General features: G+C 58.2%; 14 protein-coding genes and 1 pseudogene. 8 read left to right on the forward strand and 7 right to left on the reverse strand.

The window, feature by feature from the left end; all coding sequences use genetic code 11:
* Positions 1-3 precede the first annotated feature (3 nt).
* From KI612_RS03800 to KI612_RS03830, 7 genes are all read right to left on the reverse strand, one after another.
* Positions 4-2169: a hypothetical protein gene (locus KI612_RS03800; protein WP_226442510.1), complete on the reverse strand. Its 2166-nt coding sequence runs from the start codon at positions 2167-2169 to the stop codon at positions 4-6.
* Between the two features lie 437 nt (positions 2170-2606).
* Positions 2607-2978, reverse strand: coding sequence for a hypothetical protein (locus KI612_RS03805; RefSeq protein ID WP_226442511.1), 372 nt, complete (start codon positions 2976-2978; stop codon positions 2607-2609).
* Positions 2975-3529 (reverse strand): hypothetical protein, encoded by a 555-nt coding sequence (locus KI612_RS03810; protein ID WP_226442512.1) that lies wholly within the window; start codon positions 3527-3529, stop codon positions 2975-2977. The genes KI612_RS03805 and KI612_RS03810 overlap by 4 nt, the downstream gene beginning before the upstream one ends.
* A gap of 38 nt (positions 3530-3567) precedes the next feature.
* Positions 3568-5079: a hypothetical protein gene (locus tag KI612_RS03815; protein ID WP_226442513.1), complete on the reverse strand. Its 1512-nt coding sequence runs from the start codon at positions 5077-5079 to the stop codon at positions 3568-3570.
* On the reverse strand, positions 5076-6275 hold the full coding sequence (locus tag KI612_RS03820; protein ID WP_226442514.1) for a type II secretion system F family protein: 1200 nt from the start codon (positions 6273-6275) through the stop codon (positions 5076-5078). Before KI612_RS03820 ends, KI612_RS03815 begins: the two co-directional genes overlap by 4 nt.
* A 2-nt stretch (positions 6276-6277) precedes the next feature.
* The gene (locus KI612_RS03825) at positions 6278-8029 is read right to left on the reverse strand and encodes a GspE/PulE family protein (RefSeq protein WP_226442515.1); all 1752 of its coding nucleotides are present in this window, start codon (positions 8027-8029) and stop codon (positions 6278-6280) included.
* Positions 7992-9686, reverse strand: coding sequence for a pilus (MSHA type) biogenesis protein MshL (locus tag KI612_RS03830; RefSeq protein ID WP_226442516.1), 1695 nt, complete (start codon positions 9684-9686; stop codon positions 7992-7994). Before KI612_RS03830 ends, KI612_RS03825 begins: the two co-directional genes overlap by 38 nt.
* Before the next feature lie 430 nt (positions 9687-10116).
* Here KI612_RS03830 and KI612_RS03835 point away from each other — a divergent pair, with 430 nt between their 5' ends.
* From KI612_RS03835 to KI612_RS03870, 8 genes and pseudogenes are all read left to right on the forward strand, one after another.
* The gene (locus KI612_RS03835) at positions 10117-11328 is read left to right on the forward strand and encodes an ISL3 family transposase (protein WP_226441412.1); all 1212 of its coding nucleotides are present in this window, start codon (positions 10117-10119) and stop codon (positions 11326-11328) included.
* A gap of 110 nt (positions 11329-11438) precedes the next feature.
* Positions 11439-12251 carry an ABC transporter ATP-binding protein gene (locus KI612_RS03840; RefSeq protein ID WP_226442517.1) on the forward strand — a complete coding sequence of 271 codons (813 nt, stop codon included), beginning with the start codon at positions 11439-11441 and terminating at the stop codon, positions 12249-12251.
* Complete coding sequence (gene mlaE / locus KI612_RS03845) at positions 12244-13038, forward strand: lipid asymmetry maintenance ABC transporter permease subunit MlaE (RefSeq protein WP_226442518.1); 795 nt, start codon at positions 12244-12246, stop codon at positions 13036-13038. Before KI612_RS03840 ends, mlaE begins: the two co-directional genes overlap by 8 nt.
* On the forward strand, positions 13035-13505 hold the full coding sequence (gene mlaD / locus KI612_RS03850) for an outer membrane lipid asymmetry maintenance protein MlaD (protein WP_226442519.1): 471 nt from the start codon (positions 13035-13037) through the stop codon (positions 13503-13505). The genes mlaE and mlaD overlap by 4 nt, the downstream gene beginning before the upstream one ends.
* Positions 13502-14227: an MlaA family lipoprotein gene (locus KI612_RS03855; RefSeq protein ID WP_226442520.1), complete on the forward strand. Its 726-nt coding sequence runs from the start codon at positions 13502-13504 to the stop codon at positions 14225-14227. The genes mlaD and KI612_RS03855 overlap by 4 nt, the downstream gene beginning before the upstream one ends.
* Positions 14228-14243: 16 nt before the next feature.
* Entirely contained in the window at positions 14244-14867 is a 624-nt protein-coding gene (locus KI612_RS03860) for an MlaC/ttg2D family ABC transporter substrate-binding protein (protein WP_226442521.1), read from the forward strand.
* Positions 14864-15145, forward strand: a complete 282-nt coding sequence (locus tag KI612_RS03865) for an STAS domain-containing protein (protein WP_226442522.1) — start codon at positions 14864-14866, stop codon at positions 15143-15145. Before KI612_RS03860 ends, KI612_RS03865 begins: the two co-directional genes overlap by 4 nt.
* Before the next feature lie 10 nt (positions 15146-15155).
* Positions 15156-15818 (forward strand): annotated as a pseudogene (locus KI612_RS03870) (ABC transporter ATP-binding protein); the annotation flags it as partial.
* Positions 15819-15838: the final 20 nt, after the last annotated feature.

Below are 15838 nucleotides of genomic sequence, written 5' to 3' on the forward strand. Positions count from 1 at the left end.
TTCTCAGTAGGCAAGACGATCATTGAAGGTAGCGGATGGTGCGTGTTCCGAAAACTCAGGCGAGGGACTTGTGGCATCTGCGTTTCGCGAGCTGTGGGCGTTCTGCTCCTCAAAAAAGCCGGCGATCTCCGGTGGCGTGCGTTCCTGCCCGGATAGTCTTGCTCCAGCGGCAATCACGACCAGATGGTGCGTGCCGCTGCCATTGACTTTCAGCTTGCCCGGTGCGGTCTTGAGCGGGTTTGCGATCTGGTAGAAGAGTGTCGCAGCCCATGCGTTTTGTGCCCACCAGTCATTCCGGGCGGGCAGCAAGAAGTCACAACTGCTGCTGGCCCAGACCATGCTCTGGGCGCTGGCGATCGTGCCGGGGGTCGCCTTTTGGACTGACTGCGCCTTCGCGAGTAGTCGGTCGAGTAGCATGGTGGTGTTGCTGACGGCCTTCTCCGCACTGGCTTGGGTCGCGCTCCCCGGCTTGTCGAGGTAGTTTTGCAGTAATTCGCTGGCGCCTTTTTTTCCGGTGATGCTGCCGAGCACATCGGTCGCGGCTTTGTAGGCGGATGCATCGAGGGCGCTGGCTTTGCCGGGGTCTGCCCCCTCCACGGTTGCTGTGGCCTTGGCAAGGGGGGCGCTGATGGCCGCATTGTCGGCAATGATTTTTGCCCAGAAAGCGACGTTGACCGCTGTGCGGCCAACTGTTTCGGCATAAGGGACAATGGCACTCTGCAGCGGTCGAGGTGTAGCCGTGTCAATCTGCACGAAGGCATTGCCGGCATTCCGGTAGGCAGAAAGCTTAGCCAACAGGCTGCTGCGGGTCAGGTTGTTGTCGACAGCCTCATTGTTGCCGATGGCGGTGGCGAGCAGCCCGAGTTTTTCGCTGGCCTGGCTGGTCTGGTTTTCTATCAGCCGATCATCCGGAAACGCGGCGCGGGTTGCCAGAACGGCGGAGTTCAGGGCTGCCAGCGCGTTGTTTTTGCCGTCATTGATACTGTCCGTGCCGGATGTCAGGTCGGTGATTGACCTGCTGATGGTTTCGAGGCCGAATGCCAGGGCTGCCCGGTTGGCCGGGGTGGGTTCCTGGTGCAGTGCCATATTGAGAAGGGTGAGTGCCTTTGCCTGTTCGTCAATTTCGCTGGCCAGTCGGTTGCTCCGGCTGGCGGCAATGCGGGCTTGCAATTCGTCAATGCGCGTCAGCAAGCTCGCTATTGCCGTTCTGGCTGCATCAATGTCGAGTGGTGCATTCGTGTTCGTGGCCACCGTGCCTGCCTGTCCGGCTTGCATGGCAGCATCGGTTGTTGCAGAAAGGGCGGGCTGGATATCCGGGCGGTCGGTGCTGGTTGCCAGCAATAATTCCTGAATGCCTTGCACGGCGGTGGCTGACTCAGGCGTCGAAGCCGCTTGGGCGAGCATGCGGCTGCGGCGTTCGAGTTCGGCCGGAAAGACATCGCTGCCCAATTGGCCAAGCAACTCGGGGAGTTCTTCGCTCACTCGTTTGCTGCTCTCGTCGAGTGCGCGAATGCTGCTGCCTTCGGCGCGGCTGATACGGTCGTTGGCAATCGCCTCGCGGACGGTCGTGTCGATTGTCTGGAGTTGGGCGAGTAGTGCGTCAGCCCGCTGTTTCAATTTGCTGGCATCAAAAAATATGCTGTCGAACAGATTTCTGGCCAGAACGAGTTCGTTGCCAAGTGTCTGGAGGGCGGCGAGTTGTTCTTTTGCGTTGCCTGTCTGCGCAATCGCTGTCCCGATCTTTTCGAGTCGGGCAATGCTGTCGCGCAGCATGGCTTCGGAGCCAATACCGGGTTGCGAGACGGGTAGCCGGCCAAACAGGCTGCCCGCTTTGCCTTGTCCGGAACTGGAGGTGAGTGGTGCCGGCCAGGGGTAGCGATGATCGGTATTGCCTGGCGCATCCGCGTGCCGGTCGAGACAGTTCCTGACTTCGTTGGCCACCCGTTTTTCGACCGCTGCCATCAGCTCCTGACGGCTGATGACCAGCAAGCGATCATTGAATCGGGGGCCAGGAGGGCCGCTGACATAGGTGTGATCGTCGCCATTGCCATTTTCGTCATCCAGATAGTCGGCAGGCCTGTTCGACGGGCGTTGCTGGCCGGCGAGGGGCGTTTGCGGCGCGAAGATGATGGCAGCAATATCTTTCTGGCTATCGACCTGCAAAGCCATGGCGCTCTCACTGTTGATCGGCTGGGCGCTGTCATCGTCGCGCAGGGCCGGTGACAAGGCATACCAGAGGTGATTGTTGCTGTCGTCACGGAGTTCGGGCAGATCCAGATTCAGCCAGGGCAGGCGGCCGATATAGCTTGGGCAGCGGGTCATGGTGAACATGTCTGCCCTGCCGTCATCCGGATAGTTGTTCCAGCCGCTGCTGTCAGTGACCAGGTCGGGACAGGGCAAACTGCCCGGGCGGTTGTCATCGGTCACGGCGCGGGCAATCAGGGCTTCCCGTGCGTGCATCAGTGTTTCACTGAGTGTTTGCTGCTTGTTGCGGCCGAGAGAATTGTGAGTCTTCGCAAAAAGGATGTAGCTGCCGAACAGGCAAACGACGACCAGCAATAGCCAGAGCGCCATGCCCTTTTGGCCGCTTGCATATGTCTTTTTCTTCATTGCGCAGTGTCGCCCCGCCGAATGCTGATTTTTCCGTCGCGGAGCAGGCTCTCTCCGGTGCCGCTGTTGCTGTCGTAGCGGTCACCAACGGCAACCGGGGGTTTTCCGGTGTCGGCGTCATGACTTGCAGTGCCGTTGATCCAGTAAGTGTTTTTGCCGGAGCTGCGCCTGACCTCGCCGTTGAAGATCAGCTTGGCATCTCTTTGTTCCGAGTCGGAAACCGGTGCGGCTCTGCGTTGTTGTTCCAGCGTTTTGCGTTGTTCCGGTGTCAGCAGAAGGCGTCCCAATTTTTCTTGCCCGATCGCATTGCTTGCGCTGCTGAAAAGGAGGAGCGCCGTCAGGGGCGTCAGGATTTGTCGAAATATCATCGTTCCCCCCTGTCTTGCTGGGCGGTGAGCCACTGCATTTTGCAGTCAGCGCTCAATGGCCGTAGCGCTCCCTCGTCAGGCGTTGGACTGCGGCTCAATTGGCAACTGTTTAGCAGTACCAGAGCCGGTGCCCGCCGCTGTATGTCGGCGAGGATGGCCAGAAACTCTGCCTCATGCAGTGGCTTGAACTGCAGATGCAAGGTGCTGCTGAAATAGGGCCAGACATTTCCCGACGTTTTGTCGAGGGGGACGCGGGGGGCGAATTCGTAGCTGATGTCTTGAGTCTGGAAAGCCTTGGCGACGCTGTCCATGACTTCCGCCCAAGCCAAGCGGCTGTCCTTGCCGGTGATGCCGATGCGTTGTAGCTCCCGGTACAGGACCGCCCGTTCGCCGAGTTCGCCTTTTTCCGCAGCGGCTTGTTGCAGGCGCAGTTCGATCTGGTTTTTGCTTTTCCGGGATGTATCACGCGCTTGTTCGGCCTGCGAAGCCAGGTTGTGGCTCCAGAGTGCCAATGCCAGTGCCAGTAGGAGCGATGCGGCCAGCCCGAGCAACGGTTTCGCCAGTCGGACGAAATTGTGTTGGCTTCTGTTCACAGTGATCCGGGGCGGCTCAAAAACAAGGAAAAATGCCCGGTCTGCGCATCTCGCTGCTCGTTGCTGCGCAGGACTTGATCTGGCGAGATTGCATAGGGCTGGCGGGTGAGTGTCAATTGGGTCGCCGGTATGCTGCGTAGTTGTTGGACGAACTGTTCAAGGCTGACCTGGGTTTGCTGCCGGGGCGAATGTTCATCGGCCCGAATCCAGCCACTGATGCTGGTTATTTCTTCTGCAGCAGGGTGGTTGCCAGCGGTCGACGTCTCGGGAATGGCAATTTCCCATTTGATGTTTTCAAGTTCGATGCGTGGATGCTCGTCCATCACCTGGCCGAGAAGTTGAAACATTGCCTCGGGGCTGGCCTGCCGGCGTTGCAGTTCGCGATGACGATTGGTCAGGTGGCGCAGGCTTTCGTTGTCGATATCGAGTTGCGGAAAGGTGGCTGCAATTTCTGCGTAGCGCGCCTGCAGTTGCATTTCGCTGCTGGCGTATTCTGCGCTTTCCTGATGCAGGGTCTGAGTCCGCCAGCTTTCTTCGCCGGCATAGAGGGCGCTGCCAAGCAGGATGCAGAAGCTGGCTGCAGTCAATGCGCGCCGGGTTTGCCAAAGGCGGAAGTCCTGGCGCTGGGCTGCGGTCGCGAATTGTTGCCGGGGCGGTGCATGCGCAAGCAGGGGCAGGAAGAGATGTTCGCATCCGGCGTCTGTTGATGCGTGATTCAGTTTGAGTTGGCGAGCTGCGCTCGGGATGTCGGTGAGCGTGAGTTGCCGGTTTGCATCGTTTTGCTCGCTTGCCCGCAGGGCCTCGATGATTTTCGGGCTGGCAATGATGTGGACCGCCAGGCGGGCATCGTGCTCGATTTGCCGTTGTCCGACCAGGTATTGCTGCAGTCTGGTCGCTTCGCCGGTGATCAGAAGGGCGGCGCTTTTGGCGTCTGCGTTGCCCAGCGCTGTCGTGCGCGAAAAAATGGTCTGGCCGTGTTTCAGATAGCTTTGCCGCAAGGTGTCTGCCTGTTGGGTTAGCAGCAGGCAATGCGGGTTGTGCCCGGTGAGCTGGCGCAGTAAACGGCCGTTCAGCTGCAGAGGCGAGTAAATGCCGGCAAGCGGGGCTTCAGTTGCGGCGATTCGTTGTAGCCAGGGGGCAAGGTGCTGCACCTTGTTCAGCCCGGTGAAGAGAAGGCTTTCTTCCTTGCGTCGTCCCTTGATGTGGCCGAGGGAAATCACCGTGTGCAGCTGTGCGCCGTTCAGGTATTGCTGAATCCTGCGCTGGATCAAGGCCTGCCTGTCTTTGCCGCGGAGGAAGGGAATGTTGTCGACGACCAGTTCCTCGTCAGCGAGGTCGCTCAGGAGTCGATAGGGGGCATCCTGGTGGCTGTGCAAGTAGGCAGAAAAATCGTTCAGGCCGGCTTCGTCAGCAGTGAAGCAGCCTTCCTGAAGCAAGTCGTCGTTTTGCCGGCGATAGGCTGTCAGTGTCTGATGACGGTCGAGATGGAGCAGGCGGCATCGGCTCATAGCTTGATCCGGCTGATCACGTCATAGATGGGGGCGATGACTGCCAGCATGATCCAGCCGAGCAGGAGCCCCATGACGACGGTCAGTGTCGGTTCGATCATGGCTTGTGCCTTGCCGACCGATTCACGGACGTCGCGGTTGTAGAAATAGCTGACATTGCGCAAGGCGGTATCGAGCCGGCCGGTGTTTTCGCCAACCCGCAGCATGCGGATGACCAGAGGCGGAAAGAGCCCTGTGTCGAAAAATGCGCTGGCGACATTGCGACCTTCATGGATGGCCTGTTCTGCCTGCGCTACCGCCTGGCTCATGGCGCGGTTGCCGAGGGTGTCGCGGGTGGTCCGGATGGCTTCCTGGATGGGAATGCCTGCCGCGTATAGCAGGGCAAAGGTGTTGGCAAAGCGGGAAAGTATGATTTTTTTGAGGATGTTGCCGATAAGCGGCAGGCGCAGTTTGGCAGCGTCGAGGTAAAGCCTGGTGTTAGGGGTGTGGCGGCGAAGTATTTGCCAGGCGAGAACAGGGAGCAGCGGCGCGAGCAGGAAAGCCGGCCAGTAGTTAACCAGAAGCTCGGAAATGAAAAACAGCAGGCGGGTTTGTGGCGGCAAGGTCTGGCCCATGTTCTTCACGAACGGCTTCAGTTGCGGGACCAGGTAAATCATCAGGAACAAGGTGGTGGCGGTGATGATCGTGGCGACCAGGCCCGGATAGATCAGCAGCTTTTTCGCGTGGGCGGCGAGTTCGTCTTCCCAGCGCAGTGATTCGCCAATACTGGCCAGGGTTTCCGGTAGCTGGCCGCAACTTTCGCCGGCTTGGACAAGGTTGGTGAATACCTGATTGAACGTGCCGCCTTGTGCAGCCATTGCTTGCGACAGGGTCTGGCCGCCTTCGATCCGTTCGATCAGGCTGCTGACAATCTCGCGCCAGTGAGCCTGTTCGAGCGAATCGCGCAGATCTCTCAGGCCATCGAGCAGAGGGACGCCGGCGCGGGTCAGTTGTTCGAGATGGAAACAAAAGTTGATCAACTCGGGGCGAGCAATGCCGCGCCGGATTAAAGCCGGGCGAGCTCGGGCTGGGGAACAGTCGATGAGTTCCAGTGCCATGCGTTTGAGTCGCATCTCCAGATCAAGGGCGTTGGCAGCCTCCTGTCGGCCGACTGAACGACGTCCCGCTTCATCGATGGCCCGGTATTTGAAGAGCATCGCTACATCCGGCTGCTCAGATCGATGACGCGGCCGAGTTCGGCCAGCGATGTGCTGCCATCAAGGACGCGGCGGCAGCCATCGTCGATCAAGGGAGTGAATCCGCTTTGCAATGCCTGGTTGCTGATCTCGTGGACGCTTGCCTGGCGGGCGATGAGTTCGTCAATCGCGGTATCGACGCGCAGGATTTCCATGATGGCAAGGCGACCGCGGTAGCCCTGGAAGTCGCAGTGCTTGCAGCCGGCTGCGCGGAAAATTGTGGTTTTTTCGGTGTCGACCGGTAGGGCGAGTAGTCGCATTTCATCCGGTGTTGCCGAGTAAGGAAGCTTGCAGTGGGCACAGAGGCGGCGGACCAGGCGCTGGGCCACGATGCCGATCATGTTGCCGGCGATGATGCCGGGTTGGACGCCGATGTCGAGTAGCCGGGGGATGCTGCCAATCGCCGAGCCGGTATGCAGGGTGGAGTAGACTTGATGGCCGGTCATGGCTGCTCGCATGGCCATTTCGGCTGTATCGGCATCGCGGATTTCGCCGACCAGAATGATATCGGGATCCTGCCGCATCATTGACCGGATGCCGTTGGCGAAATCAAGGCGGGCTGCTTCAGAGATCGATGTCTGGCGGACCAGCGGCAAGGGATATTCGACAGGGTCTTCCAGCGTCATGATATTGACCCCCTCGGCATTGAGATGGTTGAGCACCGAGTAGAGCGTCGTTGTCTTGCCGCTGCCGGTTGGTCCGGTTACCAGGATGATGCCTTCCGGGCGCGCGATCATGGTTTGCAACAGCGTCAGCTGTTTTTCGTTCAGGCCGAGCTGGTCGAGCGGGACGATGCCTTTTTGGCGATCAAGGATGCGCAGCACAATGTTTTCGCCATGCAGGGTCAATTGGCTGGCAACCCGGAAGTCAACTGGTCGTCCGGAAATGCTCAGACTGATCCGGCCATCCTGTGAGGCGCGGTTCTCGGCAATATTCATTCCGGCGAGCACCTTGATGCGTACGATCATGGGTGGCCAGCAGGCGTTGTGCAGGACACGAATCTGGCGCAGCATGCCGTCGATTCGATAACGGATACGCAGGAAGCTGTTTTCCGGTTCGAAATGGATGTCGGATGCGCCTCGTTTGACGGCATCACTGAGGATCGCGTCGACCAGACGGACGACCGGCTGGCGGTATTCGTCGCTGGCGGTCGACAGGCTGGACCAGTCGATTTCGCCTGTTTCGAGCTCGTGCAGAATGCCGTCTATCGATAACTGGTGTCCGTAATGCCGGTCAATGGCGAGGTCGATTTCCGACTCTCCGGCGAGCCAGGTTTCGATCTCGACTGTTTCTGCGAGTCCGCTCTTCACCTGATCAAGGGCAACGATATCGTGGAGATCGGGAATGGCCAGCGTCAGGCGCTGCAACTGTTCGTCGTAAGCCAGCGCGAGGACGTGATGACGTTTTGCCACGGCATGGGGAACCAGCCGGATGGCCAGTGGATCGATAATGGCCTTGCCTGGGTCGATGCTGCGTTGGCCCAGTGTCTCCGACAAGGCTTCGCGGAGGACGGCTTCCGAGATGAAACCAAGTGCGACCAGCTGTTTTCCGAGCGGCAAATCCCGCTGCATTTGCTCCAGCAGCGCGATGCGTAGCTGGTCTTCGGAGAGTAGTCCCTTCCCGATCAGCTTTTGACCAAGCGGCAGGTGAGCGCCACCTGATTTGCGAGAGCCTCCCTCAAGGGTTGGGGATGATGGTGAAAGGTCGGGCTTCATCGGGTTGCTTGAAAAAGTTTTTCTCGGGAAGCATTTCGCGCAGGCTCCGATAGTCGCCATGAATGTCAGCATCCTTGACGATGATCGGGCGCAGGAAGATGACCAACTCCGATTTCTGGCTCTGATTGTTGCGGTTGTTCAGCAATTCCCCGGCGAGCGGTATTTGCCCAAACAATGGAACGCGCTGCGTCTGATAGTCGACCTTGTCCTCCATCAGGCCGCCCAGAATCGCGATGTCGCCATTCGCAACGCGCATCACTGATTCGACTTCCCGGGTGCGAATCATGGGAACGAGGTTTTCGATGCCGTTTTTGCGTAGATCCGGGTTCGGGTCGGCTATTTCGCGGCCAACGCTGGTGATCGTTGGTCGAATGTTCAGGGTAACCATGTCGTTGGCGCTGATTTGCGGTGTCACGCCCATGACCAGTCCGACCGATACGGTTTGCGGTGTCGTCGTGTACGTGATTGATGTGCCAACGTTGGCGGTGCTGGTGGTGTCCGCCTTGACCGTAAAGTAGACATAGTTCTCAACAACCTTGAGCAGTGCGGTCTGATTGTTGAGTACCGAAAGGCGGGGGCTGGAGAGTACTTTGGTCGTTCCGAAGGTTTCGAGCAGGCTGATCAGCGCGTTGGGATTCTGATCCCGGGTGTAGCGCATGTTGACGGTGCTTTTCAGGGGATTGCCCAGATATTCGATGAGGCCTTTGCCGCCCAGTTGTGTCCAGTCGATGCCCTGCTCGTAGCCATTCTTCAGCGTAACTTCGGCGATGGTGGTCTCGATCAACACCTGGCGCTGTGCCGTGTTGGCCACCTGTTGAATGAATTCCTGGATACGCTCATGCTGGCGTTGCGTTGCTCGCACGGCAATGACCCCGCTTTCCGCATTCATGATTACGGATGCTGCTTCGCGAAAGGTACTGCGGCGCAGTGTGGTGTTGCCGCTGGCTTGAGCGCTGGTGTTGGCGGTTGGTGCGGATTGAAGCAGTTGGCCGTGTTGGGTGCCGCGTTTGCCGATGCCATTTGTGAGAGCAACCAGGCCGGTTGCGGACTGGTTGCTGCTCTGTTCGATCTGCGTTTCGCTGGAGCCCTCCGGGAATACCTTGTCGGTTTCGCGCAGGATGTCCTTGATGTTTTGTTCCAGCGATTCCCAGAACTGGTTTTTCGACGTGTTTTCTATCCGGGTGTTCGAAACGTTGCCGGCCGAGTTGCCTGAGCTGGATGGCGTTGCGGTGCTTCCGGGCAAGCCGCTTGTGATCTGGCTATTTGCGGCGATGGTGCCGCTCATGTTGCGGGAAATATTTACGTAGTCGACGCTGTAGCGGCGCAGGAAAGGTGTGTCTGGCATGATCACCAGATTTTTGCCTTCCATCTCGAAGCGCATATCCACCTGCTTCGTGATCCGGGTCAGTAATTGCGGCAGTGTCTGGTCGATGGCATTCAGTGTGACGAGGCCAGTGATGCCGGGGTGGATGTCAATGTTGATCTTTGCATCTCTGGCCAGCGCAAACAGCAGGTCGTGCACGGCGACGTTGTTGACGATCACGCTGTAAGTTTCTGCTGAGGGAAAATCTTCCCGACTTTCTGCAGAAGGTGCTGGTGCTGCTGGCTGGTAGGGTTGAGCTTGCACTCGAGTTGGTGCCGCAAGCTCGGCGCTCAAGTGTCCTTTGTGTGGCGTGTGTGGCGCGGGGCTCGAACAGGCGATCAGCATCAGGCAATGAGGCGCCAAAGTGGTTACGCCGACTCTCATCGGGCTTGATCTCATCGGAAAGAGGTTTTGTGACGGAGTTACTTCCTTGTTGAAATTTATATCTTTGTCATAAGTTTATGTATTTGGAATTTGTAAAATTTTGTGGCGCTCTCGCTGCTCGTGCTGTCCGAATGAATCCGGCGAAATCCTTCCCTTTATGCTTTCCCGGAGTCCCCATTGATACCGGCTCCAATTGGCGGCGTTGGCTACCCAAATTTTCAGGTTCATCGCGCTTTACCGGGGAAGCGGGGCTTGACGGATTGAAGCGGAGATAGGAGGCAGGGGTTCGGCGTTGGTAGATTGATCGTCGCCAAACAAGTCAATCTTCCAAACCCCTGCCATGTCGAATGCTATGTTGGCCCTTCAATTCTGGGAAGGGCATGTTGTTGATTCGTGTTGCGAAGAGGCCGACGGCTCTCTGCTGATCAGTCTCTCCGAAGCACCAGAAATACTCGCCTGTTGCGGATCCTGCCAAGCCCCTTGCGTTCTGGTTCACGAACGGAATCGGCGACGCATCAGAGAGCGCGACTGGTTTGATCGTCGAGTCTGGTTGGATGTGCCGATTCGCCGGATGGACTGCCATCACTGTGGTGCTCGGGTGGTGGAGCAGATTGCCTGGCTGGACAAGCGCAGCCGAATCACCCACCGGGTCCGGGCCTGGGTGGAAGCCCTGGCGCAACTCCTGCCGATTGCTCATGTCGCCCAACTGACAGGGCTTCACTGGCACACGATCAAGGCCATTGACCATCAGCGCCTGGAGCGCCTGCACGGTGAATTCAACGCCAAGGGGAGCCGGCGCTTGGTCATGGACGAGTTTGCGTTGCACAAAGGGCATCGCTACGCCACCGTCGTCATGGACGCCCAGTGCATGCGGGTACTCTGGGTCGGAGAAGGCAATAGTCGGGAGGCCATTCGGCCTTTCTTTGAATTGCTCGGGGAGGAAGCTTGCCGACAGATCGAAGCCGTCGCGATGGACATGAATACCGCATTCGATTTGGAAGTGCGCAAACACTGCCCCAATGCCGAAGTCGTCTATGACCTCTTTCATGTGGTGGCGCGCTTTGGCCGTGATGTGGTCGATCGCGTTCGCGTCGATCAGGCCAACGCCCTGCGCGAGCAACCCGCGGCTCGAAAAGTGATCAAGCGCAGCCGTTGGCTCCTGCTGCGCAACCGGGATAACCTGCAAGAGGAGCAGGCCGTCAAACTCGAGGAGTTACTTGCCGCCAACGCACCGTTGGCAACTGTTTATCTCCTGAAAACCGAACTCAAGGAAATCTGGTTTGCCCCGTCCGTCCGAGAGGGGGCACAACGGTGGCGGCGCTGGTATCGCCTTGCCATCGAAAGCCAACTTGCTCCCGCCATCCAGTTCGCTAGGCGATTACGGAAGTATCTCCGTGGGATTCTCGCTTCCGCCATCTACCCAATGAATTCCTCCATCCTCGAGGGCGTCAATAATCGGATCAAGGTCATCAAGCGCATGGCCTACGGATTTCGTGACTCAGCCTACTTCTTCCTGAAGATCAAGGCCGCATTCCCCGGTAAAGCGCGATGAACCAATTTTCAGGGGAAATTCCACGTCTGTTTCGCGATATTAGCCATGTCTGATGGCGGTGTTAGCGGGCGAGTCTGCTAAAATCGCACGACTTTTTCGAGGGTGGTGCTTTGTCGGACGACATTCTGGTCGATATCGAAGACCTTCAGTTCAACTATGACGGGCGGCCGGTGCTGCAGGGGATCAACATGAAGATCCCGCGCGGCAAGGTGGTTGCCATCATGGGGGGCTCGGGTTGTGGCAAGACGACCTTGCTGCGCTGTATCGGTGGTCAATTGCGACCGACCGGGGGGCGTGTTCGTCTGGAAAAGCATCAGGTTTGCGAGATGTCGGAGGCTGAGCTTTATCGCCTGCGGCGCAAAATGGGCATGCTTTTCCAGTTTGGCGCGCTGTTTACCGATATTTCCGTGTTCGATAACGTGGCATTTCCTTTGCGCGAGCACACGGACCTCTCCGAACAAATGATCAGCGATCTCGTCTTGATGAAACTCGAGGCGGTTGGTCTGCGTGGTGCCCATAAATTGATGCCTGGAGAGTTGTCCGGGGGGATGGCGCGGCGTGTTGCGCTGGCGCGCGCGGTGGCGCTTGATCCGATGCTGGTGATGTATGACGAGCCCTTTACCGGCCTTGATCCGATCGCGCTGGGCGTGATCGGCCAGTTGATCCGCAAGTTGAACGATGCGCTGGGGGCGACCTCCATCATGGTGACCCATGATGTGCAGGAGTCCTTGCAGATTGTTGATTACATCTACTTCATTTCGAATGGTCAGATTGTTGCCGAGGGGACGCCGGATGAAATCCGCGCCTCGCGCGATCCTTTTGTGCACCAGTTTGTGCATGCCGAGGTTGATGGTCCGGTTCGTTTCGATTACCCGGCGCCTTCGGTGAAGCAACAATTTCTGGCCGGAGGTGCGCATGTCTAGTCCGGCGGTGTTGTTGCGCAAGCTTGGTCATGCTGTTGTGGAGCGCATCTGGCGGCTGGGTTTTGCGACGCGTTTCCTGTTCGCCATCCTGACCCATTCCGGCACGGCGTTCCGTCGCCTGCCCCTGACCTTGCGCGAGATTTATTTCAGTGGCGTGCTTTCGCTGGTGATCATCCTAGTGTCCGGTCTTTTTGTCGGTATGGTGCTGGGCTTGCAGGGGTTTGAAACCTTGCAGCGTTTCGGGTCGACCGAGGCGCTCGGCATCATGGTGGCCTTGTCCTTAACGCGTGAGCTGGGGCCGGTAGTTGCCGGCTTGTTGTTCGCCTCTCGCGCCGGCACCTCGGTGGCGGCGGAGATTGGTCTGATGAAGGCAACCGAGCAGTTGAAGGCCATGGACATGATGGCGGTCAATCCGATCGCCCGTGTCGTGGCGCCGCGTTTCTGGGGGGGCATCATCTCCATGCCCCTGCTGGCGGCGATGTTTTCCGCGATGGGTGTGCTTGGCGGCTGGTTGATTGGCGTGGTGTTCATTGGTGTTGATGATGGTGCCTTCTGGTCGCAAATGCAGGCTGGTGTTGATTGGCGCTACGACATCTGGAACGGCATCATCAAGAGTTTTGTTTTTGGCATCGCGGTATCGCTGATTGCTGTTTTCGAAGGTTACGATTCGGTGCCAACGGCCGAGGGGGTGTCACGGGCGATTACACGTACCGTGGTGACATCGGCCTTGACCATTCTTGCACTTGATTTCGTTCTCACTTCGTTCATGTTCCGGGGAACTTCATGAACCGTACCGCTCTCGACCTCTGGGTCGGCTTTTTTGTGGCGCTGGGCCTTGCAGCTGTGTTGTTTTTGGCGACAAAGGTAGGCAACCTTTCGTCGGCCAACCTGTCTGAGGCTTATACGCTGCAAGCCAAGTTTGATAACATCGGCGGGCTGAAAGTGCGCGGGCCGGTAAAGAGTGCCGGCGTGCTGGTCGGCCGGATTACCGATATCAGGCTTGATCCGGTGAGCTATGAGGCGGTTGTGACCCTGAGCATCGATGGTCGTTTCCGCTTCCCAAAAGATACTTTCGCTTCGATTTACACGGCTGGCTTGCTCGGTGAGCAATATGTCGGCCTTGATGTCGGTGGCGATGAAAAGATGTTGCAGGCGGGCGATACCGTTACCAAAACGCAGTCGGCTGTGGTTCTCGAAAAGCTGATCAGTCAGTTTCTTTTCAGCAAGGCGGCAGAAGGACAGGATAAAAAATGACGGTGAAGCTTGAATTGTTGCGGCTTGGTTCGCGAAGCCGGTTGCTGCTCGGTGCCCTGATGGCGTTGACGTTCGCCGGAAGTGTCGTGGCCGAAGATAATCCGCGTGACCCTTACGAGGGTTTCAATCGCGCCATGTTCTCGGTCAACGAGGCAGTGGACAAGGCGCTGATCAAGCCGCTCGGGCAGGCTTATGACAAGGCCGCGCCGCTGCCGGTCAAAGCCAGTGTCGGTAATTTTTTCGGTAATACCGGTGATCTCTGGATCGGTGTTAACAGCGCGATGCAGGGCAAGTTCGCCGATGCCGGCATTGACGCCGGACGTTTGCTGATCAATTCGACGGTTGGCATTTTGGGTCTCTTTGATGTCGCCAGCGAACTCGGGCTGGAAAAGCATGATGAAGATTTCGGTCAGACGCTTGCGGTCTGGGGCGTGGCGGATGGCGGCTTTCTCTACTGGCCGATCATCGGGCCGCGCACGCTGCGCGATACGGCAGGCTGGGGGGCTGACTCCTTTGCTGATCCGGTGCGTTATGTGCGGCCGGTTACCGTGCGCAACAGCATGAACGCGCTGCGTGTCGTCGATATTCGGGCCAGCCTGTTGCCGGCGGACAAGGTGGTTGAGGAAGCTGCTCTGGACAAGTACGCCTATGTGCGTGACGCCTATCTGCAACGTCGCCGCAACCAGGTTTTCGATGGCCGCCCGCCGCGGCTGGATGATTGATTCAACTCAGATGACGATGATGAAAAAGCTATTTGCCCTCTTCTTTGCCGGTTTTGTCGCTGCCTCGGCCCATGCCCAGGAGGCGCCAGACGCGCTTATTCAGCAGGTGACGGAAGAGGTTCTGGATATTATCCGCAAGGACAAGGATATCCAGAATGGCAACACCCACAAGGTGATCGAGCTGGTCGACAAGAAGGTCCTGCCGCACTTCAATTTCCCGCACATGACGGCACTTGCGGTCGGCAAGGACTGGAAGAAAGCGAATGCTACCCAGCAGCAGCAACTGGTTGTTGAATTCAAGACCCTGTTGGTGCGTACTTATTCGAACGCATTGACTGGCTACAAGAACCAGAAGGTTGTCTTCAAGCCCTTCAAGATGGCGCCGGGTGAAACCGATGTGCTGGTCCGTACCGATATTCTGCAACCGGGCAGCAAGCCGGTTCAGCTCGACTACAACCTGGAAAAGCTGGAGGCCGGCTGGAAGGTGTATGACGTGACGGTGGCAGGGATCAGTCTGGTCACCAACTATCGCGAACAGTTTGGCCAGGAAGTTCGCAACTCCGGCATCGATGGTTTGATCGCCTCCATTTCGGCGAAGAACAAGTCGCTTGATCCCGTAGCCAAGGCCGATAAAAAATGATCGAGCGTGAAGCCGGGCGCCTGGTTGTCAAGGTGCCGTTGATCATGGCGAATGCGCGCAGCCTGCTTGATGCAGGCTGTTCCGCTTTGGCAGAGGGGGAACAGATCTTTGATTTTTCCTGCGTGACCGAGGCTGACTCTTCGGCTGTGGCTGTGATGCTTGGCTGGCTGCGTGCGGCACCGGCTACACGGTCGACGCTCAAATTTGCCCATATTCCAACCGGCGTTCGTTCCCTGGCTGAGCTTTACGGCGTTTCCGAACTGTTGCCCCTCGCCTGAGGGGGATGCTATGCCGGCTGCCGTTTCCATCGTTGACGTCGTCAAGCATTTTGGCTCGCTGCAGGCGCTGGCCGGGGTTTCGCTCGAAATCGCCGAAGGCGAGTTTTTCGGTCTGCTCGGTCCGAATGGTGCCGGCAAGACGACGCTGATTTCGTCGCTGGCCGGTCTGGTGCGGGCGGATTCCGGTTCGCTGAAAGTGCTCGGTCACGATGTGGTCAAGGATTTTCGCGAGGCGCGCCGTTTGCTCGGTGTTGTGCCGCAGGAACTGGTTTTCGACCCGTTTTTCAATGTCCGTGAAACCCTGCAGATCCAGTCCGGCTATTTCGGTATCCGCAAGAACGACGACTGGATAGACGAGATCCTGCACAACCTTGATTTGACCAGCAAGGCCGACGTCAATATGCGCCGTCTCTCCGGTGGCATGAAGCGGCGCGTGCTGGTCGCCCAGGCGCTGGTGCACAAGCCGCCGGTCATCGTGCTCGACGAGCCGACGGCGGGGGTCGATGTTGAGTTGCGTCAGGGCTTGTGGCAGTTCGTGCGCCGTCTCAATACCGAGGGGCACACCATCATCCTGACCACGCATTATCTCGAAGAGGCTGAAGCCCTGTGCGGTCGCATCGCCCTGATGAAGCAGGGGCGGGTCATCAAGCTCGACAGCACCGCCAATCTGATGGCGGCTCATCCCGGTGGCTC

It is taken from the genome of Quatrionicoccus australiensis (genome assembly GCF_020510525.1).
Classification (GTDB): Bacteria; Pseudomonadota; Gammaproteobacteria; order Burkholderiales; family Rhodocyclaceae; genus Azonexus; species Azonexus australiensis_B.

Bases quoted from the DNA above. Each gene is read 5' to 3' on its own strand.
- KI612_RS03800 (WP_226442510.1), bottom strand. From the start codon at position 2,169: ATGGCTTTGCAGGTCGATAGCCAGAAAGATATTGCTGCCATCATCTTC.
- KI612_RS03805 (WP_226442511.1), bottom strand. From the start codon at position 2,978: ATGATATTTCGACAAATCCTGACGCCCCTGACGGCGCTCCTCCTTTTC.
- KI612_RS03815 (WP_226442513.1), bottom strand. From the start codon at position 5,079: ATGAGCCGATGCCGCCTGCTCCATCTCGACCGTCATCAGACACTGACA.
- KI612_RS03820 (WP_226442514.1), bottom strand. From the start codon at position 6,275: ATGCTCTTCAAATACCGGGCCATCGATGAAGCGGGACGTCGTTCAGTC.
- KI612_RS03825 (WP_226442515.1), bottom strand. From the start codon at position 8,029: ATGAAGCCCGACCTTTCACCATCATCCCCAACCCTTGAGGGAGGCTCT.
- KI612_RS03835 (WP_226441412.1), top strand. From the start codon at position 10,117: ATGTCGAATGCTATGTTGGCCCTTCAATTCTGGGAAGGGCATGTTGTT.
- mlaE (WP_226442518.1), top strand. From the start codon at position 12,244: ATGTCTAGTCCGGCGGTGTTGTTGCGCAAGCTTGGTCATGCTGTTGTG.
- mlaD (WP_226442519.1), top strand. From the start codon at position 13,035: ATGAACCGTACCGCTCTCGACCTCTGGGTCGGCTTTTTTGTGGCGCTG.
- KI612_RS03855 (WP_226442520.1), top strand. From the start codon at position 13,502: ATGACGGTGAAGCTTGAATTGTTGCGGCTTGGTTCGCGAAGCCGGTTG.
- KI612_RS03860 (WP_226442521.1), top strand. From the start codon at position 14,244: ATGATGAAAAAGCTATTTGCCCTCTTCTTTGCCGGTTTTGTCGCTGCC.
- KI612_RS03865 (WP_226442522.1), top strand. From the start codon at position 14,864: ATGATCGAGCGTGAAGCCGGGCGCCTGGTTGTCAAGGTGCCGTTGATC.